Here is a 23981-nt window from a genome sequence, read left to right on the forward strand (position 1 = left end):
CCCCCGATTTATTGCTCAGCTGGGTCTAGCCCGGCCATTGCCAACCCAAACTCTTTTTCACTTGCAGTTGGTGGCAACTCGGTGACAATTTCACCGTCAAACATCACAAGTACACGATCCGAAAGCGATCGGATTTCATCCAGCTCAACAGATACCATAAGCACCGCTTTACCTTGATCGCGCAATTCAATAATTTGCTTATGGATGAACTCAATCGCCCCGATATCCACGCCGCGCGTGGGTTGGCCGACAATCAAAATATCCAGATCACGGTCCATTTCACGGGCTAGCACAATTTTTTGCTGATTGCCGCCAGAAAAATTTGCGGTCTTTAGGCGCGAGTTTTGCGGGCGGATGTCAAACATCTCGATGCGTTTGTCCGCCTCTTTTCGAGCTGCGGTGAGCGAAAGCATTGGCCCATTGCCATATTTTTGCGCATCTTCGTAACCGAGCATGGAGTTTTCCCACTCCTCGAACTGCGTGACCAAGCCCATTCTGTGCCGGTCTTCTGGCACATGGGCCAGCCCCATCCGGCGCACTTCTGCTGCAACACCGTCGCCATCGAACTTGATCTTTTTACCATTGATCCGAATTTCACCCAAAAGCGGTGAAAACATGCCCGAAATGGCTTGCAACAATTGCGATTGACCGTTGCCGGAGACCCCTGCAATGCCGACAATCTCACCAGCGCGGACGTCAAATGAGACGTTCTTGACGCGCGGCACACCAATATCGTCGGTCACAGATAGGTTCTCGACTTCAAGTACCTTCTCACCCGGCTTGGCTTCAGTTTTTTCAACTTGCAGCAGAACACGACGGCCGACCATCATTTCTGCCAATTGATCTGGCGATGTATCTTTGGTGGCGACGGTACCAACCATCGTACCTCGCCGCATCACTGAAACAGTATCGGTAATGGCCATAATTTCGCGCAGCTTATGGGTGATCAAAATGATCGTTTTGCCTTCGTCGCGAAGCTGTTCCAAGATGCGGAACAATTGATCCGCCTCAGTTGGCGTCAACACCCCCGTTGGCTCATCCAGGATGAGCACGTCGGCACCACGATAAAGCGCTTTGAGAATTTCAACACGCTGCTCTTGCCCCACCGAAAGGTCTTCGATGATCGCGTCCGGGTCAACATTCAACCCATAATCTTCAGCCAGTCGCGTCAATTCCTTGCGCGCCGCAGCCATACTTGGTGCAAGGAGATGATCACCTTCAGCGCCAAGAATGATATTCTCAAGTACCGTGAAATTTTCGACCAGCATGAAATGCTGGTGCACCATGCCGATACCCAAATCCAGGGCATGGCTAGAATCTTTGATTTTTACCTTCTCGCCATGGACGTAAATTTCGCCGGCGTCGGCTGTGTAAAAGCCATATAGGATCGACATTAAAGTCGACTTGCCAGCACCATTCTCCCCAACAATGCCGTGGATCGAATTACGCTTTACAGTCAAGTTGATGTCTTTATTTGCCTGCACCGGGCCAAAAGACTTCGAAACGCCTCTTAGATCAATCGCAGGAACAGACTCAGCAGCCCGCGAGGGCTGCTGAGTTGCTTGAGTTAAGTTCTCAACCATATTGAGTTACCGTTACCAGCCTTCGATTATGAAACTGGGCAAGAATTGTCTGAACGATAATCGTGTACAGCGATCTCGCCAGAATTGATCTTGGCAGTAAGCTCTTCAACTTTGGCTTGCATCTCTGGTGTGATGAGCGCGGCGTTGTACTCGTCCATAGCAGCGCCAACACCACCTTCAGCCAAACCAAGTGATTGGATGCCTGAAGTCCAGTTGCCATTCATCTCGTCTGTGAATGCATTTTGAACCGCAACGTCAACACGCTTCACCATTGATGACAACATTGTGCCTGGGAAGAGGTAGTTTTGGTTGCTATCAACGCCGATACCAAATTTGCCGGCATCAGAGGCTGCTTGCAACACGCCTTCACCAGATGCGCCTGCGGCTGCATAGAGCACGTCCGCACCACGCTCAAGCTGTGAACGACCAACTTCACCACCGGTATTGATGTCGTTAAAGGCACCAAAATCTGTTCCGATGAAGTTTTGAAGCACGACAACGTCTGGGTTTACCGCACGTGCACCTTGCACGTAACCACAACCAAACGCTTGAAGCAGTGGGAAATCAAACGCTGTAACATAGCCGATTGTGCCGGTTTCAGACTTCATCGCCGCTAGTGCGCCAACAATGTATGAACCTTCTTGCTCTTTAAACAACACAGACCGCACGTTAGGCTGATCAACAACCATGTCGATGATCGCAAAATGAGTGTCTGGGAATTCTTGAGCCACAACGTCAAGTGGTCCGCCCCATGTGAAGCCAGGCACCACAATTGGGTTTGCACCTTGTTGCGCAAAGCGACGAAGTGCTTGCTCACGCTGTGCATCTGTTTGGATTTCTAAATCTTGGTACGGGTTGCCAGTTGCTTTTGTATAAGCTTCCGCACCGTTCCAAGCCATTTCATTGAAAGATTTATCGTTTTTGCCGCCTACGTCATAAACCAACGCAGGTTGGGCAAGCGCCACACCTGTCATCAAAGCAGCAAATGTTGCTGCGCCAAGTACGGCTTTTGCACCACCAGAAATTTTATTTTGGACGGTCATGAATGTCTCCCTTGTCACGTCGTCATATGGTTTAACACAACAGGTCAATAAACCTGCTATGCGTCCATTTGATGTTTTTAATTCAAGCGTTTTATCAGGTCCTCCGCAAGCAAAAACGCCAGCTTGCTTCCTTCAATCGTTAGCTGGTGTGGAGCGCAATTACAAGTATTTTTTGACCGTTCGGTCAAACACCAGCACATTCACCAGCAAAACCATGGTGTTTTACTACATGGTAAAATTTTATATGGTGATTATTTGCCCGCCCGACATGTCAGCATCTGCGTGATCATGGGTCACCAAAAGTGTGGGTAGTTTTTTGGCTTTTGCCTGCGAAAAGACAAAATCGCGCACTTTACCACGCAACCCAGAATCAAGTGCGGAAAAAGGCTCATCCAATAACAAGGCTTTGGGCTCTGACAATAGAACACGTAACAACGCAATGCGTGACTGTTGTCCACCCGATAAGGTCAGCGGATCACGGCGACCAAGATCGGCCATATTCACCGCATCAAGCGCTGCACGAACCTTGTTGCAGCGTTCGTGATGACTGCCGCCTGCGGGCAAGCCGAACATTAAGTTTTCTTCGACATTAAAGTGGGGAAAGAGCAGCGGATCCTGAAACATCAATCCAACTTTTCTTTGCGCCGGATCAGCATCGGTTATGTCGACATCATCGAGCACCACGCGCCCCGTAAAACTAAAACTTGGTGGTAAAAAACCCGAAATGAGATTGAGCAGTGACGATTTGCCGGAACCCGATGGCCCCATAATGGTAACAACTTCGCCCGGTTGTACGTTGACGTTAAGTTCAAACAGCTTACTGCCATCATGAAACAAACGAACATTTTCAAGACAAAGAGCGTTTTTGTGGTTTGGATGTTTCATCACCTACCTGAAATACTTTTTGTTGGGAAACGCAAGCCGCGGCACCATAGCTGCCACAACAAATCCGATAGCAGGCAAAAGCATTTGCACCAAAGCATATACCCCAATCAACCGCCGATCACCGCCAGCAGCGAGCGCCACCGCCTCTGTTGTGATGGTGGGAACACGGCCCGCGCCGATCAGCAAAGTTGGCAAATATTGTGCAATGGAGATGGCAATTCCAAGTGCGGCGGCCAACAAAATCGGTTTGAGCATCATCGGTAAACGCACGGCAAAAAGGGCACGGTTTTGAGTGGTACCCAATGATGCGGCGACCCGCAAATAGCGCTGATCATAATTTCGATACGGCGCGGCAAGGGACAAAAACACATAGGGCAAAACAAATATTGTGTGCGCCATGGCGACCGGCCAGAAGCTGCCGTCCAAACCGTAGCGCACCAAAAACACCGAAATGCCAAACAGAAAGGCAACCTGGGGCACGATCAAGGGCAGGTACAAAATGCGCAACGCTGAAGGAGTGAATTCAATATTGCGACGATATTCGTTTTCCAAACAGGCGACGGTCAAAACCACGGAAAACAGCGTTGAGGTGATGCCGATTTTGATGGCATTTGTTATAGGCACCCAAAGGGTGGGACCGTTACTCATCCATCTGGACAATGTGAAGTTGGCAGGCAAAATATGTGGAAACTGCCAAAAACCGGCAATTGACCAAATGAGGAGAATAATCAAAGACATTATGAAAACCACAACCATCATGCTCATGGCCGATGCAGAACCGAAACGAAACCAAGCGTCTGATTTATGGCGCTCACCGTTGACAGATGCGCGCCGCCCGACATAGCCAACAATTGCTTCACCAACACGCCAAATCAACAACGCTGTGAGCGTTGCACCTAGCTGCCAAACCGCACCTGCTGCTGCAACAAAACGCATTTCCAATTCAGGGTCATTCATCCAACGCAGCAACTGCACGGGCAACATTGCAGGGAAGTTTGGCCCCAAAATCAAAGCAACATCGACAACCGATGAGGAGAAAGCGATGACCGCATAGATGGGCAAACGCATTTGTTTATAGAACGAGGGGAAAACAGCTGTGAACCAAGACCATACGCGGCCATACCCCAGCGATCGCGCCACTTTGAGCCGTTCATCCACATTGATTTGGCTGGACGCGGCTAATCCAACCAGAAATAAAAATGGAATTTCTTTTAACACCAGACCGAACAGCAAAGCATTGCCAATTGGGTCGTTGATGATCAACCAATCGGGGGGATGGGTAAAACCCGTTGCCCACGGAGAAAACAGGCGAACAAGCCATCCTGACGGCGCGATGAGGAACGCAAAGCCAAAAGCCGCTGCCGCGTGCGGCACGGACATGAGCGGCGAAATAAAACGGGAAATGGTTCTAAAGCTTGAACTGCCCCACTGTGATGCAAAGAAGCTGGTTACAAGCACCAAAGATATTAGCGTCGTTGCCAAACCAATCCAAATCGACAAATTTACCGAATGCCAAAATCCGGGTTTTTGGGTCACCGCGTGCAAATAATTTAGCGTGAATTGCTCGCCACCAAGCGAGGGGAAAAATCCGACCGCTGGCAACAAGACGCCAGCAAGTCCGGCAATCAGAGGCCCCGTGAGAACAACGATCATGAAGATCGGGGCCATCCATAGCGGATCGCCCCAACCTTTAGTTTTGGTTTGCATTAGTTAGAGCGCACGTATCGGGCAGCCCATTCATCTTCCAGCCTAGCAGACCAGCTCACGTCAGGTTCTAGCAATGTCGCACCAAACTGATCTGGGGCCAAAGTTGCTGGGCCACGCTCAAGCGTTTCGAACAGGGCCCTGCTTTCAGCAGAAAGGGAATTGATGTCCAGCACCGTTGGATCGCCCCAGACGTTTTCATCGGCTTTGCGGGCTTGCGCTTCTGCTGACAATAAGAAATTTGCGACAACCATCGCGCCCGCTTTTGCATTGGCGTTATATGGAATGGTCACGAAGTGGGAGTTTCCCATTGACCCATAATCTAAAACGAATGAGCGCACGGTTGCTGGCAATTCTTGCGCGCTAATCGCTGAAGACGCTTCGCCGGGATTGAATGTCATGGCAAAGCCAATTTCGCCATCGGCCAACAGGTTTTTCAACTGCGTCGTGTCTGCCGCATAGATTTCACCAGAACGCCAAAGATTGGGTTTTAAGCGATCAAGATATGCCCATAAAGGTGCAGTGACGGCGTCAAAATCTGCGTCATCAACCGAACCGCGCAGAACCGATTGATCTTTGATAACGCCATAAAGCACCTGCTTGAGGAATGTCGTGCCGATGAAGTTTGGCGGAGCTGCATAGGTAAAACGGCCCGGGTTTGCTTCAACCCAAATCGCCAAATCTTCAAGGTTGGTTGGTGGCGTTTCAACCATTGCGCTGTCATAATAAAACGTCAGCTGCGCCATGCCCCATGGGCTTTCTTGACCATCCACCGGCACCGTAAAATCGTAGGTCAGTGTTGGCTTGCCTGCAATGTCAGCAAATTGATAGTTTGGTAGTTTCTCTGACCAATTGTCGTCAATCAACAAGCCTTGGCGCTTCATGGACGCAAAATTTTCGCCGTTAATCCATATGAGGTCAACCGAACCGCCTTCATCGCGACCCGCCGCCTTTTCTGTCACCACTCGGTTCACCGCATTAGCTGTGTCATCAAGCTTTACCTGATTGAGCGTGACGCCATAATCCGCTTTCACCCGATCGCCGACCCAGGCAATATAGGCGTTAATGTTCGGCGCACCGCCCCAAGCGTTAAAATATACTTCTTGACCTTTTGCAGCTGCAACAACCGATGGCCAGTCGCTAGCATCTACTTCATCAGCCTGAACAACCCCGCCCAACATGGCAATTGTTACCAACCCCATAGCGGTAAATTTTTTTGCAAGCGTTTTCAACATATTCCCTCAAATGACTTTGTTGGTTTGTTCCAAAAATGCATTTGCGAACAAACAAGTGCAACACACATTGATGTTATATCATTGTGAGGGGGCAAAATGAACCGTGCGCAGCGCCGCAGGTATGCTTTCGCTTATTCAACGGGAACTGCGGTTGCGCCGAACTGCTCTGCAAAATGCTCGAAGAAGCGATCAATCACCCCTTGGGCGGCACCGCTGACCAGTTTGGCGCCGATTTTTTCGATCGATCCGGACACCTCACCATAGGCAGAAAACTTCAACGTTGAGCCTTCGGAATGATCATCCAATTCGATGTCAGCGAAGCCTTTTGCCAGTCCTAAGAGCCCGCCGCGCCCCTGTCCTGACAGTGTATAGCTCCGCGCCGGATCAATTTTTGACAATGCGAGATCGCCAACAAATTTTGGATGCGCGATGCCGAGATTGACCTTGATGGTGGCTTCCAGATTTGCGTCATCTATCCAATCAATTCTGTGGCAGCCGGGAATGCAGGCTTTAAGGATTTGTGTATCATTGAGCGCGTGCCAAACGTCCTTACGAGAGGCGGAAATAATGTAATGTCCAACAAATTTCATGAAAACCCTTTACCTTGAGCGATTTTGACACAATATCTCCAACACATGGTAACATGGTTGCAACCTGTCAATCGTTAGCGGTAAAAAGCTTACGGGCATCAAAAAATGGCCTTGAGCCGAAAATTTGGGAAAGAAACATCATGGCGACTGAACTTGCTGAAAAACCATTGCAATATTTGGACAAAGCAATGGGTGCGATCCGCGAAATGGGCCTATGGCCAGAAAATGTAGAAGAGGCACCAATTACTGCCTTGCTCGAACAAATCACGGAACTTGACGAAACCCGCGTGATTTTGATCGGCCGTACGTTGAACCAATCCAGCATCTTCAATGAAGTCGTGCGCGAGCAAATCGCTGCCATGAGCATTGGTGAGCGCTACGAAGACATCACCAAAGGTTTTGACAGCATTCGCGACGACGCTAAGGGCATGGTTGATCAACTCGAAGACGGCAAGCTGGATATGCTTGAGCGCGCATCTAACGTTTGGATGAAGGTCACCCGTGGCGACATCCCATCGCGTTTTGATAAAATCCGCACGATCTTTCTAGACGTTACAAAAGACACGAAAGACCAGATTGATCGCGAACACACAATTCTTGAAGCCTATCGCGATTTCCGCGGCGCATTGAAACAATCTGAGGTCATGGCTTTAGAGGTGTTCGAAAAAGCAGAAACAGAATTGCAGGCATGCAAAGACGCGCTGAACGCGGCAAGCAAGGCACTTGAAGATTTTACTGAAGGCACACCTGCAGACCGCGCCCGGCTTGAAATGGCCCGTGATGAGCGCCTTCGCGATATGCAGAACGAAGAGCGTCGCTACCAAATTTCAAAAGATCTATCGGACAATTTGACGATTTCTTACAACACGTCTGAAGTTGTGATGGCGCGCTTGATGCAAACCACCAACGCAAAAGAACGTGTTTATCAGCAGTCAATTTCGTTCTTTTCGACCAACGAAACCGTATTTACAGCGCTAAGCGCGTCTTTTACCGGCTTGTTCGGCCTGCATGAGAGCACTGAAACCTTGAATGCCATGAAAGAAGGCATGTCAAAAAGCCTTGAAACATTGGCTGAAATTGGTGACACCGTGCAAGAAGAAGCACTTAAGGCTGGTTACGGACCAACAATTCGTTCGGATGCCGTCATCAAACTGGTCGATAGCGTTATAAACTTCCAAGAGCGTTCACGCACAATCATCAATGAAATGCGCGAGCAATCAACGAAGAACTCAACCGAAATCCGTGATGCGGTTGAAGACGGCAAGCAACGCCTTGCGCGCCTTGCGGCTGACGGAAACACAATCTTGCTTGAGCAAAAAGGCTAAGCAAGGACGGGCGGCACGAACAATATCGGTTTGATGAGTAGAACTTGATGAGCAGATCCAACAAGAAAAACACAGCGCCTCTGGATGAAGTCATGCTCGCCATGGATGTGGTGGATACGCTGCGCCATAGCGAGAAACTCGTCGCCCGCGAATTGGGTGAAGAGGAGCGCGAAGGCGCTTTGATGGAACGCTTACGCAAGGTCTACTCTCAGCAGGGCATTGACGTGCCGGACCGCATTTTACGCGAAGGGGTAGCCGCGCTCAACGAAGCGCGGTTTGCCTACACGCCACCAACTGGTGGTGTGGGTTATATGCTCGCAAAAATTTATGTGTCTCGCAAAAAATGGGGCAAGCCCGTTTTGGTTATCGCCTTGGCCGCCATTATCGGGTTTGCAGGCTACAATTTTGCATACAAACCATTTGTCGAAGGGCAAGCAAATGCCGCAATTGAGCGGGTGCAAATTGAGCTACCCGCGCGGTTGGATCAGCTGCTCGCGCAAATAAAATCGACTTCAAAAGTTGAAAGCGCGGTCGTCACTGCGAACGAAACGGCGGCTCGGGGTAAAACGGCGGCGGCATCGTCTGATGCATCTCGTGCTGAGCAAGCGATTGCTGAGCTCACCGCCACGTTGGCCCAGTTGCAAAACGAATATAGATTGCAAATTGTCAATCGCGAGGGAGAAGACACCGGCGTTTGGACCTATCCCGATGTCAACGAGAACGCGCGCAATTACTACATTATCGTAGAAGCCATTGGCACCGATGGCGACGCGCAAACATTGACAGTTTTGAATGAAGAAAATGGACAGGCCGAACTTGTCAGTCAATGGGGCGTTCGGGTTTCTGAGGTTGTGTTTAATGGCGTTCGTGACGACAAGGTGGACGACGGCATCATCCAAAACAATATTATGGGCCTCAAGCAATATGGGTATTTGGATGTCGACTATGTGCTTCCGGTTTTGGGTGGTGAGATAACACAATGGTAAGAAGCAAAAAGATATCTGGCCCTGAAGCCTTGCGCTCACTTGATGGGGCGCTAAATGATATCCGACAAGAAGAAAAACAGGTTTCGCGATTGTCTGCCGACGCGGGTTCTCGTATTGGTCGGTTGCGTGAAATCGAAGCAGAGCAGTTCATCGCCTTGGCTGAGTTACGGCTTGACCCTGCGCGCAAAACTGAAATCACCGGCGAAATATCACGGGCTGAAGCGCAAGCGCGCTCTATTCTTGAAAAGCACGAAAGTCAGTTTAATCAAATTGGCGAACGCTTGGACGAAATTGATGGCGAGATCAAACAGATCTTGTCTAAACGGCAAGACGCGCAAGCCATTTTTGAAAAAGCTGAAGCTGAACTCGACGCCTTAAGTAGCGATGTTTTCAAAACCTTGAAGACCGATGAGAAGTATCAATCTCAGCTCTCCATAGCCAATGAAGCAAAGAGCGTTGCCGAACATGCATTGAAGAAAACTGAGGTGGCAGAAGCGGATTGCGACGAAAAGGGCAAACCTTATCGCGAAGACCCGTTGTTTATGTATCTTTGGGAAACCGGCTTTGGCACCAGTTCTTACAGCAGCAACAATTTGATCCGATTTTTCGACAAGATGATCGCCAAAATGGTGCGCTACCATGACGCGAAACCAAACTTTTCAGTTCTCAACGAGATTCCAATGCGCCTGCGCGAACATGCCGAGCGGTTGCTTGCAGAAGCAGATACAGAACATGCAAAACTGAAAAAGCTCGAAGACAAAGCTTTTGATGCAGCAGGCGGAAAATCCTTTCGGCTAAACTCTGAAAAAGCGGCCAAAGAAATCACGGCAATTGATGAAGCACAAATTCGCTTGGAAGACGAGCGGGATGAATTGGCGCGCAAGCATTCCAAACTTTCTGAAGGCGGTGACAGCGCCTATCGTGAAGCGGTTGAGACCCTGACCGCGGGTTTGCAACGCGAAACCGTTTCTGAGCTTTATGAAGCAGCGCGCCAGACCTCTAGCCGCGACGACGATTTGATCGTTCGAAAAATTGACGCCGTGCGAGCAGAGATTTTGGAACAAGACGACGATATCAACGAGGCAAAAGCCAGATTAAAAACCCTCGCCGCCCGGCGTCGCGAGCTGGAAGACATTGAATGGGAGTTCAAAAAATCCAATTTTGACGATCCGCGTATGAAATTTGACGACCATTTGGTTGAAGACCTACTTGGCGAGTTTTTAAAAGGCGCGGTCACCGCGTCCGGCTATTGGGGACTGTGGCAAGAAGCACAGCGCAGCTCGGGCTACACTCCGCGCTCAGGCAGCAGCAAAAACGAGCGCTCAAAGCCTGGGCCATGGAGCAAGGGCAATCTCGACTTTGGCTCGTTTGGCTCCCCAAGCAGCGACTTTACGCGTCCACGCGGTTCGTCCCGGCAAGGGTCAAAAGGCACACGCAAACACGGTAACTTTAAAACTGGCGGTAAGTTTTAGCAGGAGAATATATGACGGGCGTTCACGATAGTGCAGCAAAGGGATATCAAACTTCCGCTAATGCCTATCAAAAAGGGCGGCCCGACTATTCTCCAAAGATTCTCGAGTGGTTGCGTGATGACTTGAGTGTTTCGCGTAACAGCATAATTGTTGATTTGGGGGCTGGCACAGGCAAGTTTACCCAACGGCTTTGTGAGATTTCCAATAATGTTATCGGCGTAGAACCGGTTGATGCCATGCGCGAGCAATTGGCGCACAATTTACAACAAGTTCAGACGCTTAAGGGCACCGCAACAGCAATGCCGCATGCCGATGCGTCCGTAGATTTTGTGATTTGCGCGCAAGCATTTCATTGGTTTGCGACCAAGCAGACCATGGCGGAAATACACCGTATTCTAAAACCCGGTGGACGGTTGGGACTTGTCTGGAATGTGCGCGACGAGAATACCGACTGGGTTGCTGAACTGACCAAAATCGTCACCCCATATGAAGGGGACGCCCCGCGCTATTACAAAGGCGATTGGCGCAATGTTTTCCCGGCAACTGGCTTTACTGATTTGCATTCAAGCAGCTTTGCGCACGCTCATTTTGGGTCGCCTGAAGATGTGATCATCAATCGATTTATGTCGGTGAGCTTCGTGGCGGCGCAGGATGCTGCGACACGCAAAACGATTGAAGAAGAAATGCGCACCCTTATTGCAAAACACCCGGCATTAATTGGCAAGACCGAACTGGCGTTCCCCTATGTCACAGAATGTTTTTGGTGTGAAAAAACTTATTAGCAATCGCGAATTTCCTTGTCTTTGGATTTTTCCAACAGCTCTTTTAGCGTCAAGTTGTCGATCAAAGGCATCAGGTCGCCTTTGCCGCCTTGAGCAATATAGACGCTGAACCGTTCACGCGCATAATCGATCCGCTCAGTCTTACAAAAATCAGGCGACACACCAATGGAAAGACTAACTGACTTTGTTTTCTTCGACTTCATGTCCCGCAATAATGCCTGATGGGCCGTGATCTGTTGTTTTGCCTCCTCAGAGAATTGGAAAAGGCTTAGAACCTTGCCGCGATTTTGCGGAATATTGTTGAGTGCCAACTGGCTCGGCTCAACTCGCACCAATCCAAATCGTGTGGTCGAGGGGCCATCACCTGCCACTTGCAGGGTCATTGTGTATTTCGACGTATCTGGCTGAGCTTTTAGTTTGGGTGTTGCTTGTACGCCAAAAACCAAATTGGCCATATCACTCGTCAACGGGTCAAAGTCCGACATGGTTTGCATGGTTTTAATGGTCGAAAGGGAAACGCATGCATTAAGGAACAGCGCCAGAGCGACGACAGAAAATAGCTTTAAGTATGTCAAAATAAAACACCCGCAAAATTGAACTTGCGGGTGAGATAAACGACAAAATTCGTCTGGAATAAGGCGAACCTAGAAAATGTCACCCAAGGCACTTGCCCCTTGATCGGCAGAACCAACCAACGCGCGCATACCGGAGAACAATTCGCGGCCCAAACCAAAGTGCGAAGCACTGAGATCTTGTGTGGCCAATGGGCGCGCATCGAATTCAGCTTGGTCACCCAAAAACTCCAAGGTGCCTTTTTCTGCATCCAAACGCAGCATATCGCCATCTCTAATTTTAGCGATTGGGCCACCATCCAGCGCTTCTGGTGTTAAGTGAATGGCGGCCGGGATTTTGCCCGACGCGCCAGACATGCGGCCATCGGTGACCAATGCGACCTTGTAGCCCCGACCCTGCAAAATACCGAGCGGTGGTGTCAATTTGTGCAATTCCGGCATGCCAATGGCTTTTGGGCCGGAGAACCGCACTACAGCGATCATATCTTGCTCAAGCTTGCCTTTTTTGAACGCTTCTTGCATCTCGTCTTGTGAATGGAAGACTTTTGCTGGCGCTTCAACAAACCGATGTTCCGGCTTCACAGCAGAGATTTTGATCACGGACTGGCCTAGATTGCCTTTGAGCAATTTCAGACCACCTGACTTTGCGAACGCATTGGCTGTACCGGCCAACACTTTGTCGTTGCCTGTGGTTTTTGGTGCGGACACAAAATGTATTTTTTCGCCATCCAGTTTTGGTTCTTGCGCATAGACGTGCAAACCTGAACCCCATATGGTTTTTACATCGTCATGCAACGCACCATCGTTGAGCAGTTGCTCGATCATGAAGCCCATGCCACCCGCTGCGTGGAAGTGGTTCACGTCGGCCATGCCGTTTGGATAGACTTTGGCCAACAATGGCGTGCAATCCGACAGATCAGACATGTCTTGCCAATTGATTTGAATGCCTGCGGCGGCGGCCATCGCGATCAAATGGATCGTGTGGTTTGTCGAACCGCCAGTGGCATGCAAGCCGATCATGCCGTTGACGATTGCCTTTTCGTCGATCACTTGGCTTACCGGCGTAAATTCGTTGCCCAATGCGGTGATGGCCAAAGCGCGACGCGCCGCTTCTTTGGTCAGGGCTGTACGCAATGGAGTGCCCGGATTAACAAAACTAGAGCCCGGAATATGCAGACCCATGATTTCCATGAGCATTTGGTTGGTGTTGGCAGTGCCGTAAAACGTGCAGGTGCCCGGCGAATGATAGCTGTCGCTCTCAGCTTGCAATAATTCTTCGCGACCGACTTTGCCCTCGGCAAACAATTGACGAATGCGGGCTTTCTCATCATTCGGCAAACCAGAGGGCATTGGCCCCGCAGGTACAAACACGGCTGGGATATGGCCAAAAGTCAGCGCTGCTATCACCAGACCGGGAACGATCTTATCGCAAATACCAAGATACATCGCCGCATCAAACATATTGTGGCTTAAGCCAATCGCAGCGGACATGGCAATTACGTCGCGCGAGAATAGCGAAAGGTCCATACCTGGCTGGCCTTGGGTTACTCCATCACACATGGATGGCACACCGCCAGCGACTTGCGCGGTTGCGCCCATTTCTCGGGCTGCGGCTTTAATGGTGTCTGGATAGTCATAGTAGGGTTGGTGAGCCGACAACATATCGTTGTAGGCCGTAATTATGCCGATATTTGGGGTGATGCCGTCTGAGAGTTTTTCCTTATCACCCGGTGCGCAGGCCGCAAAGCCATGGGCCAAATTTCCGCAAGACAGGGCTGAACGATGCACGCCGCGTTTCACTTGCGCATCCATCCGGTCAAGATAGATGCGGCGTGTTTTCTGGCTGCGCTCGATAATCCGGTCGGTGACGTCCTTGATTTGATTGTTAACGCTCATCGGTCATCTCCAGTTCAGGTCGGTGCCAATTATGGGCACCAATAAATATTCAGCGGTGTTTGGTTTTGCCTTAAAACAGCGCGCACGGGCATCTCTTGTGTCGCGCCTTCGCCTTGCGCCGCGGCCAAAACGTCCGCTTTGGTTTCGCCTTCAATATGCAGCGCCAACATTTGTGCATTCAACAAGGCGGGTAGCGTAAATGTGATACGTTCTTCGCCTGCTCCGGCTGCACGCATCGACGAAAACATCGCCGCGTTTGACGTATCGATTGCCGCACTCAAGTTGTTGCCACCGGGGAAAAAGCTAGCTGTATGGCCGTCAGTTCCCATGCCCAAAATCACAACCGTGATCGGTTGAGCCATATCTGCAAACTTTGCCGTCAGGTCATCAATGCCCTCGTCGGCGGTTTTGCCTTCAACAAAAAGCGGTTCAAAATGCGCCGCAGCAGCGTGGCCTTGCAGCAGATTATCAGCCACCAATTTTGCATTTGATCGGTCAGAAGTTGGTTCTACCCAACGTTCGTCCACCAGCGAGACAAAAACGTTCGACCAATCCAAATCGGCGCGGCTCAAATGGTTGAAAAACACTTTTGGCGTCGAGCCGCCAGAAACCAAAAGGCTGGCTTTGCCGTCACGAGCAATCGCAGTGCGCAATGCATTTGCCACATCTTCGGCTAGGGCTGCGGCAAGAATATGATTGTTGGCAAAATCAGTTTTAGAGACTTTTTGGGTCATCAGCTTCCTCATGCCAAGTGCGGCCATCGCGTTCGATCAGAGCAATAGATGCTGTTGGGCCCCAGGTACCCGCTGTATAGCCATGCAATTTGCTTGCATCATTGTCCCACGCTTCGCGGATGGGATCGATCCAGCGCCAAGCCGCTTCCAACTCATCGCGGCGCATAAACAGAGTTTGATTGCCGCGCACCACGTCCATCAACAAGCGCTCGTAGGCTTCTGGGGTACGTTGAATGAAGGTGTCAGCAAAACTCAAGTTCAGCGGCACCTGGCGCAGGCGCATACCGCCCGGACCGGGGTCTTTGATCATCAAAAACAGTTTCACACCTTCATCCGGTTGAAGGCGAATAACAAGTCGATTGGCTTTCGGTGTTCCTTCAGTACGCGAAAATATCGAGTGCGGGATTTCGCGGAACTGAATAACAATTTCGGACGCCCGGGTTGCCATGCGCTTGCCTGTGCGCAAATAGAACGGCACGCCGTTCCAGCGCCAGTTTTCGACCTCGGCTTTGATCGCCACGAAGGTTTCAGTGTTCGATGTTACGCCGTCGCCCAGCTCTTCAAGATAGCCGGGCACTTTGGTTTCATCCGAGGAAACACCGCGATATTGGCCGCGCACCGTCAGTTTTTCAACCGCGTCGCCATTAATTGGCTTCAGCGCGCGCAGGACTTTTAGTTTCTCATCGCGCAAGGCATTGGCTTCGTCAGAAGCCGGCGGCTCCATCGCCACCAAACACAGAAGTTGCAGCATATGGTTTTGCACCATATCGCGCAAAGCGCCCGATTGCTCATAATAGCTGCGACCACCAGACCCGACACTTTCCGCCACCGTGATCTGCACATGGTCGATATGCGCAGAATTCCAAATCGGTTCAAACAGTGTGTTGGCAAAGCGCAGGGCCAAAAGGTTCTGCACTGTCTCTTTGCCCAAATAGTGATCGATCCGATAGACTTGTTCTTCGCGGAAAACTTTGGCAACGGTGTCATTGATATCGATTGAGCTTTCAAGATCGCGCCCAAGCGGTTTTTCGAGCACCACGCGCGCGTCAGGTGTCCAATAATTGCGGGTCGCGAGATAGTCGCAGATCGGTTCGAACAGGAATGGCGCGACAGCAAGATAGAATGCGCGCACCACTTTCGGGTCATCACGCAAAGCTGCATCCAACTCGGCCCAACCGTCCTTGTCCGTTACATCATTGGCGATGTAACTGAAACAGCTCGAAAATTCTTGCAACTGGTCGTCTTCAATCAAAGCCGCATCAACAAATTCACGCACTGAATTGATGGCAAAAGCCTGAAATTCTTCATCTGTCATTTCGGAGCGAGACACACCGATAATGCGCGAATTGGTGTCAAATTGCTGATCGATAAAACGATGGAAAAGCGCCGGGATCAGTTTGCGCTGACTAAGGTCGCCGGTGGCACCAAAAACCACATAATCAAACGGATCAACTGGGATAATACGGCTCGACATATCTTGCCTCCTAAGATTGATTAGCGGCGGCTTTCGCCATCAATAAAGCACCATGCTGCGCATCCGCTTGAGCGCCCATCACGAAATCGCCATAACGTTTCTGCAATCGTGGCAGCAACCGTTCGCCAAAACCGCCAACGATGGCCAGTTTTTTTGCACCACGCGCTTTGAACCAGTTGGCAAACTGGTCAAGCTGCTCATATTCAAAGGCCATCATTTCTTGGGCTATTGGATCGCCCTGCTCTACAAATTCCATGAACATTGGAATGAGGCTGGCAAAGTCTTTTGGCCACGCTGTAAACGACCATGCCATCATCGAATCGGTGGTGCCACCAAGTTTGTTCGCTATTGCAGTGGTCAGGGGCGAACCCTCACACAACCCATCAAGCGCTTCAATTGAGCGTCGCGCAATGGCGCGGCCAAGAATTGCGCCTGACGCTGTGTCGGAAATATGGTAGCCCCAACCGCCAACGGGATGTAAAACGCCGTTCACTTTGGCCAACCCAGCGGAACCAGTACCTACAATCAACACCGCGCCATCTTCACCAAGATGCGCGCCTTCGCGTGCGGTTTCCACATCATTATGCACCAATGTTTTAGCGAACGGATATTCACGGGCGGCAAAATCGCGCTTTGATGAGGCTAAATGCGCGCCAGCAAGTCCAAGGCAGGCAATGGTATTGGACATGTCGTCTTCGCCAAGCCCTGCCTTTTCAAACACCTTTTTGCTGACGTCAATAATCGAGCCATAGGCTTGGGTCCCATCACCAATGGTGGTGTTGGCCGGACCGCCACGAATTTCAGCGATAGTTTCAAGATGTTCATTGGCGAGGCGCGCGCGACAGTTTGTGCCGCCGCCATCAATACCAAGATAGAAATTTTGCACCGGGCGCTCTCCTAAAATTTTGCGCGGGTGAGATGACACGGCGCGATACATAAAGGCAAAACGTCTTAGACGAAAGTATTAATCGCCCCTTTTGTAACAAAAAGTCCACCTCTTGCGTTTTTTCTCAATTCGACGCAGTTTCGAGCGCTCTAATCTTAGCGCATATATCGAGGCCGATTTGACCCAAAAACTGACCATTTGCACCACCTGCAAATTCTCCAAAGAAAGTGCTTTTGACAGGAATGGAAAAACAGGCGGTGAAACGTTGCGGAACAAGCTGGAAATCTTGCGGGACAAACGTGGTACACGTCTCAACATCGTTGGGCATGAATGTTTATGGGCCTGCAAGCACTCCTGCGCTGTGCTTTTGGAGGATGAAAAGCGCACAGGATACTTGGCGGGCTATTTTGCCCCCGAGGATAATGATGCTCAATCTATATTAGATTGGTGCGAGGCCCATGACCGTACTGAGGATGGCAATGTGCCGTTTGTCGAATGGCCGCATGGGATGCGTGGTCACTTTATCGCCCGCATTCCGGGCAAAGACGCGGCAAAAACATCATGAGCGGGCATCACCTGATACTAGGCGGCGCGAAATCCGGCAAGACCGCTTTTGCTGAAAGTTTGGCGCTTGATCTCGGGGATAAGCCGGTTTATTTGGCCACGGGTCAAGCGTGGGACGACGAAATGCGGGCGCGGATTGATGCGCACAAAACGTCGCGAGCGGACAAATTTATCACCATTGAAGAGCCATTAAACCTGGCACAGATTTTGGATCAAAATCGGGACGTTTCAGGGGTGATTTTGATCGACTGTTTGACCCTTTGGATCACCAATTTGATGATGGCGGAAATGGGAGTTGAGAAGAGCGTTGATGCCCTTATTTCTTGGCTCTCGATCAACAAATCCATAGATGTCATTCTCGTTTCAAACGAGGTCGGACAGGGCATTGTGCCGGACAATAAGATGGCGCGCGCGTTCCGCGATCATGCAGGGATAAGTCATCAGAAATTGGCCAAAATCTGCACTTCGGTGACGTTTGTCACCGCCGGGATTGCGCAACGGCTTAAGGGCTAGCCAAACATCAAGGCGAGTACAAAAAGAACGCCGAGTGTTGCCGTTAAGCTGAGCGCATAAAGCTTAAGCGCGCGGCTGATATCATCTGGTTCAAGGAAGTCTTTGCCCTCGCCCATGATCGCTAAATCAACCGTTTCCCCATCATAATCGCGCGCACCACCAAGCTTCACGCCCAACGCGCCCGCCATCGCGGCTTCGGGCCAACCCGCATTGGGCGAGCGATGTAGTTTTGCGTCCCGAAGCGCCGAACGCCATGCCGCTTTGCCGTCCATATCCGGGGTAAAATATGCTGTCAGCGCAAATATTCCAGCGGTCAAACGGGCGGGGATAAAGTTGGCGAAATCATCCAATTTTGCACTGGCAAAACCGAAGTCCATGAAGCGTTCATTTTTATGTCCAACCATTGAATCGGCAGTGTTAATTGCCTTGTAAATCGCCACGCCGGGCAAGCCAAAAAGCAACAGATATAAAATCGGTGCGATGATACCATCTGAGGTATTTTCCGCCAAACTTTCCACTGCCGCGCGAGCAACGCCGTCTGCATCCAATTGTTCTGGATCTCGACCAACAATATGGGCAACCGCATGGCGCCCTTGGGTCAGGTTTTCGCGCAAACCTTCCGCCACAGACTTAACCGCTTGACCCAATTCCTTTTGGGCAATCAAGGTACTAGCCAGAAAGATTTCGATGGCCCAGCCAAAAGGTATGTCCCGTAAAACAACAATGATTGATAGTGACACAAAAGCTGTAACTGCCACCAAAATGGCGAGCATCGCAAAGCCGTTTCGACGACGCCGAGCCGGACTTAAAGCTGGATTATTGGCGTTGTTTTCAAGCACTTCGATCAGTTTACCCATCCACATGACCGGGTGGCCTACAGCATTAAGGACCGGGCGCGGATAGCCGATAAAGCGTTCTAACAAAGTGGCGGCAAAGGCGAGAACGGCGCTTATCATGTTGATTTACCTATTAAATTTTCTGGAATTCTCATAGCGGCAGCAATTTCATCCAAATTGACATGACTTTCCAAATGCGCTGCAAAGCCATCCAATATCTGGTCAATGCGGGCTTCAAATTCAAGAGTTTGGCTGGTTTTTGCACCGAGTTCTTCGAGGAATTTTCGGCGGAAATGATCCGCAGCAAATAATCCATGTAAGTAGGTGCCGATTACCTGTCCATTTGTCGACATTGCACCTTCAGGCTTATCTCCAACCATCGCAAATGGGTTGTTTCGATCCGCCCCAATCGTTTCGCCCATATGCATATGATAGCCAGCTAAAGGCGCATTATTTTTTGCATGGGCAGCGTTCTCCAAGCGCAATTGTTTTTGTTCGGAAAGGGTGGTTTTTACGTCCAACATTCCAAGCCCAGCAAAGGTTTTGGGTACACCTTCGATGCCTTTTGGGTCGGCAATTGATTGACCCAACATTTGGTAGCCGCCGCATATCCCCAACACTGATTTTCCTTGGCGAACATGGGCGCGGATATCCACATCCCAGCCTTGAGCCAACAAAAACTCAAAGTCTGAAATGGTGGATTTGGAACCGGGTAAAATGATCAGGTCTGCATCATTTGGCAACGGGTTTCCGGGCTGAATGATGTGCAGGCTCACGCCTTCTTCTTGGCGCAAAGGGTCAAGATCATCAAAATTGGCGATGCGCGGCAAACGCGGCACTACGATTTTGAATTGCCCACCTGATTTTTCTTCAACATGATCAAGCGCAAGTACGTCTTCTGGGGGCAATAGTCGTGCATCTGGATAGTCTGGCAGTGGTCCCCAACAGGGCAAACCAGAACAGATTTCGATGAAGGATTTGCCGTCGCTGAACAGGTTCGGATCACCGTGAAAACGGTTGATCAATGAGCCGACAATCAGGGCTTTATCTGCAGGATCAATCACCTCAAGTGTGCCGATGATCGAAGCGATGACACCGCCGCGATGAATATCGCCCACCAACATAACTGGCAGGTTGAGCGCACGGGCAAAGCCGAAATTGGCAATGTCGGACGCGCGCAAATTGATTTCGGATGCACTGCCCGCGCCTTCAACAAAGATCAAATCCGCGTCCGCTTGCAACTCTTCAAATGCCGCGACGGTTTGGGGTAAATAGATACTGCGTTTTTTGAAATATTCACGCGCGGTCATGGATGCAACACGCTTGCCGCGCACTACAACTTGCGCACCTGTTTCTTGCTCTGGTTTTAACAAAACGGGGTTCATGGCCGTTGTTGGTTCAACTCGACAAGCCCGGGCCTGCAGAGCTTGAGCGCGACCAATTTCGCCACCGTCTGCGGTGACCGCTGCATTGTTGGACATATTTTGCGGTTTAAACGGGCGCACTTTTAATCCGCGATTGGTGAAAGCGCGGCACAGGCCAGCGGTGACGAGGCTTTTGCCCACGTCCGATCCGGTGCCCATGATCATGAGTGCCTTTGCCATGTCGCTCATTGTGCTGCGTCAATAATGTGGGCGTATGAGCCCATAACATTGCCCGCAACGCAACCCATTGGGGGTTGCGGGTTGCCCTGGGCATCCGCTGCATCAAACAGAGATTGGGCCACCTGCCCCGATTGTGTTGAATAGTGAAATTCATGGCCGCGCAGATGTTTAGGCCAAGGCAGAGGGCTATTGTGGCTGAGTTGACGATAACCGAGTTGGCGGCGCGGGCGATCAATCGCAGATGCATGTGGCAGAAGGCCGAGCATGGCAAAAGCCTCCCCCTGCTTATTGGTTAGGCTTTGACCCAAAACCATATAGCCGCCGCACTCACCATAAATCAATTTGTTGGCGCTTACTGCGTGGCGCATGGAACTGGCGAAATTATTGGCATTCGAGAGGTTTTCGGCATGGAGTTCCGGGTAGCCGCCGGGCAGAAATATTGCGTCTGCTTCGCTGTTCGGCGCTTCATCCGCCAGAGGCGAAAAGAAGCTGAGTTCTGCACCTTGCGCCTGCCAGTCGGACAAAATATGCGGATATATAAATGCGAACGCTTGATCGCGGGCGATGGCGATGCGCTGGCCCAATGGCGCGAGTTGAGTTGGCTCGTTAGCGGCTTGAATGGGCGTTGCAATTTCTTGCAACAAGTCGAGATTGATATGTTGCTCAATTCGCCCGACCGATGCTTTTGCTACATCTTTGGCCGCGCCGAAATCTTTGGGCAAAGTCAGCCCCAAATGGCGCGAAGGGATAACTAACTCGTCGTCACGCCCTAGCGCCCCAAGATAAGTGATATTAAGAGGTTCAAGTGCCGACCTTAGCATCATTTGATGCCGCTCGCTGGCGACCCGATTAAGGATGACGCCTGCGACATTGATATCGGCTCTGAGCGTTGAAAAACCATGCACCACGGCTGCTATCGATTGGGCCATAGAGCCCACATCAACCACCAGAACCACTGGCAAATTGAGCGCTGCGGCCAGATCGGCGGTGGAACCATTGCCGCTCACAGCGCCATCAAACAGGCCCATAACGCCTTCAATAAGTAGAAAATCAGCGCCTTCTGCCGCCCGCTGCGCCCGCGCGCGCAATTGGTTTTGCGACATGGCCCAAGGGTCAAGGTTGGACGCCACCTGCCCTGTTGTCAGGGCGTGAAAAGATGCGTCAATATAGTCAGGTCCGGTTTTTGCAGAAACGGCGTTTACGCCGCTGTTTTTAAGCGCGCCGAGCAGCCCCATGGTGACAAGGGTCTTGCCCGAACCAGAACTTGGTGCAGCAATGATCAGGCCATTAGCCAATGCGGTTCTCCGATGGCTGATACCAATTCAAAATCTCGCGGTAGTTGACCACGTCGCCGATGACCACAATCGCGGGCGTCGGCACGTCTTCGCGTGCAACCAATGCGCCAGCTTCGCCCAGTGTTGTGATCGCTACTGATTGTTCTGGCAGTGTTGTGTTGGACAGGATCGCTAAGGCGTCATCTGGTTTACGGCCCGCCGCAATCAGCTTTTCCGCAATCGAGCCCAGATGTTTGACGGCCATGAACATCACAATCACGGGCGCAGCGGTTGCGATTGATCGCCAATCCACCGCGTGTGGCACCTCGCCTGTTTCGTCATGCCCGGTCAGGAAAATAACAGCTTGGTTGGTATCACGGTGGGTGACGGGAATACCCGCGTAAGCCAAGCCGCCAATGCCTGAAGTGATGCCCGGCACAATCCGGAATTTTATGCCAGCCTTGGCCAGTGTTTCACTCTCTTCCCCGCCCCGGCCAAACACAAAGGGATCGCCGCCCTTAAGGCGCAAAACCTTTTTGCCTGCTTTTGCCCAGTCAATAAGGCTGATCGAAATGTCTTTTTGCTTAGGCGAAGGTTTGCCGCCGCGTTTGCCCGCGTAAATGCATTGCGCATTTGGGTTGGCAAATTTTAGAAGTTCTTTGCCAACCAGCGCGTCATAAACGATTACGTCTGCTTCGCCCATTGCGTAATAACCCAGCATAGAAATCAGCCCGGCCGCCCCTGGCCCGGCACCGACAAGCCACACCGTGCCCTTTTCGAACTTGGGAAAATCTGTCGCGTCCAAACGTGCGAAATGGCCGGATGGCTGGTCAGCAACAAACAGATTTTTGAGGCGGTGCCAAAAGCTCATCTAAAACTTCTTTCTTTGCGCGGCGTGATGCGCGTTATATAGATCATTGATATGAGTGCGGACAGCCAAAAACAACCCGAACAATTGCGCCGTGGCTGGACCACGGGCGCTTGCGCCACTGCGGCCTGCGTTGCAGCGCTTGAGGCATTGCTGGGCGGTGAGTTTCCTGATCCTGTTTCCATAATTCTGCCCGGCAAACAGACCCCAAGCTTTGCTTTGGCCACCGAAGAATTGGGCGATGAATTCGCACAATGTGGAATCGTGAAGGATGCTGGCGACGATCCCGATGTTACCCATGGCGCGATGATTGTTTCGACCGTTCGTTTGGGTGTCGCTGGCAGCGGCGTCACCTTCAAAGCGGGCAAGGGTGTTGGCACGTTCACCAAACCCGGACTGCCGTTGCCACCGGGGGAACCCGCCATCAACCCCGTGCCGCGCAAAATGATGCAGGAACACGTTCAGGCGATTTGCGCCAAATATGGCGTTGCTGCGGATGTGGAGATCACCGTTTCTGTGCCTACTGGCGAAGAGTTGGCCGACAAAACCTGGAACCCACGACTTGGGATTTTGGGTGGCATTTCGATTTTGGGCACCACCGGGATCGTGATCCCCTATAGTTGCGCGGCCTGGATCCACTCGATCCATCGCGGCATCGATGTGGCCCGGGCCGAGGGGCACAAGCATGTCGTCGGCTCGACGGGAGATACGTCCGAAAAAGCGGCGATGGCTCATTTTGATCTGCCGTTGGAATGCTATTTGGATATGGGCGACTTTGTTGGTGGCTTGCTGAAATACCTCAAGAAGAACCCCGTGCCGCGCCTGACTATTGCTGGCGGCTTTGCGAAACTGGTGAAACTGGCGCAAGGGCATTTGGATTTGCATTCAGGCCGCTCCCAAGTTGATTTCAACTGGTTGGCCGACGAAGTGGCCAAAATGGGTGGCACAATTTCCCTTTGCGAATGCATTCTTAAGGCCACAACTGCCAAACATGTTTTGGAAATGTGCCAAGCCGAAGGCATAGAAATTGCCGGGCGCGTGGCGCAACAGGCTAACCATAAAGCGCAGAGCATGCTTGATCCGCAAAAAACCACAACAGATGTTTTGGTGGTGGATCGAAATGGGGTTATAATTGCTCAGAGCTAATTGCAATTG

Annotated in this window: 22 protein-coding genes; 7 read left to right on the forward strand and 15 right to left on the reverse strand. The window is 51.1% G+C overall.

Going from position 1 to position 23981, the window contains the following annotated elements:
* Positions 1 to 8: 8 nt before the first annotated feature.
* The 6 genes from ACJAZW_RS00080 to ACJAZW_RS00105 all read right to left on the reverse strand — a co-directional run bounded on the left by ACJAZW_RS00080 (position 9) and on the right by ACJAZW_RS00105 (position 7040).
* The gene (locus ACJAZW_RS00080) at positions 9 to 1583 is read right to left on the reverse strand and encodes an ABC transporter ATP-binding protein (RefSeq protein ID WP_415154714.1); all 1575 of its coding nucleotides are present in this window, start codon (positions 1581 to 1583) and stop codon (positions 9 to 11) included.
* A 26-nt stretch (positions 1584 to 1609) separates the two neighbouring features.
* A complete protein-coding gene (locus ACJAZW_RS00085) occupies positions 1610 to 2626 on the reverse strand; it encodes a BMP family lipoprotein (protein WP_415154716.1) in 1017 nt (338 codons plus the stop codon).
* A 240-nt stretch (positions 2627 to 2866) separates the two neighbouring features.
* Positions 2867 to 3511: an ATP-binding cassette domain-containing protein gene (locus ACJAZW_RS00090; RefSeq protein WP_415154718.1), complete on the reverse strand. Its 645-nt coding sequence runs from the start codon at positions 3509 to 3511 to the stop codon at positions 2867 to 2869.
* Between the two features lie 3 nt (positions 3512 to 3514).
* Complete coding sequence (locus ACJAZW_RS00095; RefSeq protein WP_415154720.1) at positions 3515 to 5218, reverse strand: ABC transporter permease; 1704 nt, start codon at positions 5216 to 5218, stop codon at positions 3515 to 3517.
* The gene (locus tag ACJAZW_RS00100; RefSeq protein WP_415154722.1) at positions 5218 to 6450 is read right to left on the reverse strand and encodes an ABC transporter substrate-binding protein; all 1233 of its coding nucleotides are present in this window, start codon (positions 6448 to 6450) and stop codon (positions 5218 to 5220) included. The genes ACJAZW_RS00095 and ACJAZW_RS00100 overlap by 1 nt, the downstream gene beginning before the upstream one ends.
* A gap of 131 nt (positions 6451 to 6581) precedes the next feature.
* The gene (locus tag ACJAZW_RS00105; RefSeq protein WP_415154724.1) at positions 6582 to 7040 is read right to left on the reverse strand and encodes a CoxG family protein; all 459 of its coding nucleotides are present in this window, start codon (positions 7038 to 7040) and stop codon (positions 6582 to 6584) included.
* A 140-nt stretch (positions 7041 to 7180) separates the two neighbouring features.
* Here ACJAZW_RS00105 and ACJAZW_RS00110 point away from each other — a divergent pair, with 140 nt between their 5' ends.
* From ACJAZW_RS00110 to ACJAZW_RS00125, 4 genes are read left to right on the forward strand one after another with little or no spacing between them, the layout of a single operon-like run.
* Positions 7181 to 8365 carry a cell surface protein gene (locus ACJAZW_RS00110; RefSeq protein ID WP_415154726.1) on the forward strand — a complete coding sequence of 395 codons (1185 nt, stop codon included), beginning with the start codon at positions 7181 to 7183 and terminating at the stop codon, positions 8363 to 8365.
* Between the two features lie 47 nt (positions 8366 to 8412).
* Complete coding sequence (locus ACJAZW_RS00115) at positions 8413 to 9351, forward strand: DUF6384 family protein (RefSeq protein ID WP_415154728.1); 939 nt, start codon at positions 8413 to 8415, stop codon at positions 9349 to 9351.
* Positions 9345 to 10823: a hypothetical protein gene (locus ACJAZW_RS00120; protein ID WP_415154730.1), complete on the forward strand. Its 1479-nt coding sequence runs from the start codon at positions 9345 to 9347 to the stop codon at positions 10821 to 10823. Before ACJAZW_RS00115 ends, ACJAZW_RS00120 begins: the two co-directional genes overlap by 7 nt.
* An 11-nt stretch (positions 10824 to 10834) precedes the next feature.
* Positions 10835 to 11605 carry a class I SAM-dependent methyltransferase gene (locus ACJAZW_RS00125; RefSeq protein WP_415154732.1) on the forward strand — a complete coding sequence of 257 codons (771 nt, stop codon included), beginning with the start codon at positions 10835 to 10837 and terminating at the stop codon, positions 11603 to 11605.
* On the opposite strand, the gene ACJAZW_RS00130 is transcribed toward ACJAZW_RS00125, so the two are convergent.
* The 5 genes from ACJAZW_RS00130 to ACJAZW_RS00150 form a co-directional block, all read right to left on the reverse strand.
* Entirely contained in the window at positions 11602 to 12180 is a 579-nt protein-coding gene (locus tag ACJAZW_RS00130; protein ID WP_415154734.1) for a hypothetical protein, read from the reverse strand. The genes ACJAZW_RS00125 and ACJAZW_RS00130 overlap by 4 nt on opposite strands.
* A 69-nt stretch (positions 12181 to 12249) precedes the next feature.
* Positions 12250 to 14073 (reverse strand): phosphogluconate dehydratase, encoded by a 1824-nt coding sequence (gene edd / locus ACJAZW_RS00135; protein ID WP_415154736.1) that lies wholly within the window; start codon positions 14071 to 14073, stop codon positions 12250 to 12252.
* 29 nt (positions 14074 to 14102) lie between these two features.
* Positions 14103 to 14807, reverse strand: a complete 705-nt coding sequence (pgl, locus tag ACJAZW_RS00140; RefSeq protein ID WP_415154738.1) for a 6-phosphogluconolactonase — start codon at positions 14805 to 14807, stop codon at positions 14103 to 14105.
* Positions 14788 to 16281: a glucose-6-phosphate dehydrogenase gene (gene zwf, locus ACJAZW_RS00145; RefSeq protein WP_415154740.1), complete on the reverse strand. Its 1494-nt coding sequence runs from the start codon at positions 16279 to 16281 to the stop codon at positions 14788 to 14790. Before zwf ends, pgl begins: the two co-directional genes overlap by 20 nt.
* Positions 16282 to 16291: 10 nt before the next feature.
* The gene (locus ACJAZW_RS00150; RefSeq protein ID WP_415154742.1) at positions 16292 to 17167 is read right to left on the reverse strand and encodes a BadF/BadG/BcrA/BcrD ATPase family protein; all 876 of its coding nucleotides are present in this window, start codon (positions 17165 to 17167) and stop codon (positions 16292 to 16294) included.
* A gap of 178 nt (positions 17168 to 17345) precedes the next feature.
* Here ACJAZW_RS00150 and ACJAZW_RS00155 point away from each other — a divergent pair, with 178 nt between their 5' ends.
* Together ACJAZW_RS00155 and cobU are read left to right on the forward strand one after the other, a co-directional pair.
* Positions 17346 to 17732: a DUF1636 family protein gene (locus tag ACJAZW_RS00155; protein WP_415154744.1), complete on the forward strand. Its 387-nt coding sequence runs from the start codon at positions 17346 to 17348 to the stop codon at positions 17730 to 17732.
* A complete protein-coding gene (gene cobU, locus ACJAZW_RS00160) occupies positions 17729 to 18244 on the forward strand; it encodes a bifunctional adenosylcobinamide kinase/adenosylcobinamide-phosphate guanylyltransferase (RefSeq protein ID WP_415154746.1) in 516 nt (171 codons plus the stop codon). The genes ACJAZW_RS00155 and cobU overlap by 4 nt, the downstream gene beginning before the upstream one ends.
* On the opposite strand, the gene cbiB is transcribed toward cobU, so the two are convergent.
* From cbiB to cobA, 4 genes are read right to left on the reverse strand one after another with little or no spacing between them, the layout of a single operon-like run.
* Positions 18241 to 19200 (reverse strand): adenosylcobinamide-phosphate synthase CbiB, encoded by a 960-nt coding sequence (cbiB, locus tag ACJAZW_RS00165; RefSeq protein WP_415154748.1) that lies wholly within the window; start codon positions 19198 to 19200, stop codon positions 18241 to 18243. The two genes, cobU and cbiB, sit on opposite strands and share 4 nt — an antisense overlap.
* A complete protein-coding gene (locus tag ACJAZW_RS00170) occupies positions 19197 to 20684 on the reverse strand; it encodes a cobyric acid synthase (protein ID WP_415154969.1) in 1488 nt (495 codons plus the stop codon). The genes cbiB and ACJAZW_RS00170 overlap by 4 nt, the downstream gene beginning before the upstream one ends.
* A gap of 5 nt (positions 20685 to 20689) precedes the next feature.
* A complete protein-coding gene (locus tag ACJAZW_RS00175; RefSeq protein ID WP_415154750.1) occupies positions 20690 to 21979 on the reverse strand; it encodes a cobyrinate a,c-diamide synthase in 1290 nt (429 codons plus the stop codon).
* Entirely contained in the window at positions 21972 to 22829 is an 858-nt protein-coding gene (gene cobA / locus ACJAZW_RS00180; protein ID WP_415154752.1) for a uroporphyrinogen-III C-methyltransferase, read from the reverse strand. Before cobA ends, ACJAZW_RS00175 begins: the two co-directional genes overlap by 8 nt.
* A gap of 51 nt (positions 22830 to 22880) precedes the next feature.
* On the opposite strand from cobA, the gene ACJAZW_RS00185 reads away from it, so the two are divergent.
* Positions 22881 to 23972: a cobalt-precorrin-5B (C(1))-methyltransferase gene (locus ACJAZW_RS00185; protein WP_415154754.1), complete on the forward strand. Its 1092-nt coding sequence runs from the start codon at positions 22881 to 22883 to the stop codon at positions 23970 to 23972.
* Positions 23973 to 23981: the final 9 nt, after the last annotated feature.

Origin of the sequence: Maritalea sp. (assembly GCF_047634455.1) — a bacterium.
In the GTDB taxonomy this organism is placed as follows: domain Bacteria; phylum Pseudomonadota; class Alphaproteobacteria; order Rhizobiales; family Devosiaceae; genus Maritalea.

Coding starts and splice junctions, on each gene's coding strand:
- cobA (WP_415154752.1), bottom strand. CDS start 22,829: ATGAGCTTTTGGCACCGCCTCAAAAATCTGTTTGTTGCTGACCAGCCA.
- ACJAZW_RS00100 (WP_415154722.1), bottom strand. CDS start 6,450: ATGTTGAAAACGCTTGCAAAAAAATTTACCGCTATGGGGTTGGTAACA.
- ACJAZW_RS00110 (WP_415154726.1), top strand. CDS start 7,181: ATGGCGACTGAACTTGCTGAAAAACCATTGCAATATTTGGACAAAGCA.
- ACJAZW_RS00080 (WP_415154714.1), bottom strand. CDS start 1,583: ATGGTTGAGAACTTAACTCAAGCAACTCAGCAGCCCTCGCGGGCTGCT.
- ACJAZW_RS00115 (WP_415154728.1), top strand. CDS start 8,413: ATGAGCAGATCCAACAAGAAAAACACAGCGCCTCTGGATGAAGTCATG.
- cbiB (WP_415154748.1), bottom strand. CDS start 19,200: ATGATAAGCGCCGTTCTCGCCTTTGCCGCCACTTTGTTAGAACGCTTT.
- edd (WP_415154736.1), bottom strand. CDS start 14,073: ATGAGCGTTAACAATCAAATCAAGGACGTCACCGACCGGATTATCGAG.
- ACJAZW_RS00095 (WP_415154720.1), bottom strand. CDS start 5,218: ATGCAAACCAAAACTAAAGGTTGGGGCGATCCGCTATGGATGGCCCCG.
- ACJAZW_RS00125 (WP_415154732.1), top strand. CDS start 10,835: ATGACGGGCGTTCACGATAGTGCAGCAAAGGGATATCAAACTTCCGCT.
- pgl (WP_415154738.1), bottom strand. CDS start 14,807: ATGACCCAAAAAGTCTCTAAAACTGATTTTGCCAACAATCATATTCTT.
- ACJAZW_RS00170 (WP_415154969.1), bottom strand. CDS start 20,684: ATGGCAAAGGCACTCATGATCATGGGCACCGGATCGGACGTGGGCAAA.
- cobU (WP_415154746.1), top strand. CDS start 17,729: ATGAGCGGGCATCACCTGATACTAGGCGGCGCGAAATCCGGCAAGACC.
- ACJAZW_RS00185 (WP_415154754.1), top strand. CDS start 22,881: ATGAGTGCGGACAGCCAAAAACAACCCGAACAATTGCGCCGTGGCTGG.
- zwf (WP_415154740.1), bottom strand. CDS start 16,281: ATGTCGAGCCGTATTATCCCAGTTGATCCGTTTGATTATGTGGTTTTT.
- ACJAZW_RS00120 (WP_415154730.1), top strand. CDS start 9,345: ATGGTAAGAAGCAAAAAGATATCTGGCCCTGAAGCCTTGCGCTCACTT.
- ACJAZW_RS00090 (WP_415154718.1), bottom strand. CDS start 3,511: ATGAAACATCCAAACCACAAAAACGCTCTTTGTCTTGAAAATGTTCGT.
- ACJAZW_RS00085 (WP_415154716.1), bottom strand. CDS start 2,626: ATGACCGTCCAAAATAAAATTTCTGGTGGTGCAAAAGCCGTACTTGGC.
- ACJAZW_RS00105 (WP_415154724.1), bottom strand. CDS start 7,040: ATGAAATTTGTTGGACATTACATTATTTCCGCCTCTCGTAAGGACGTT.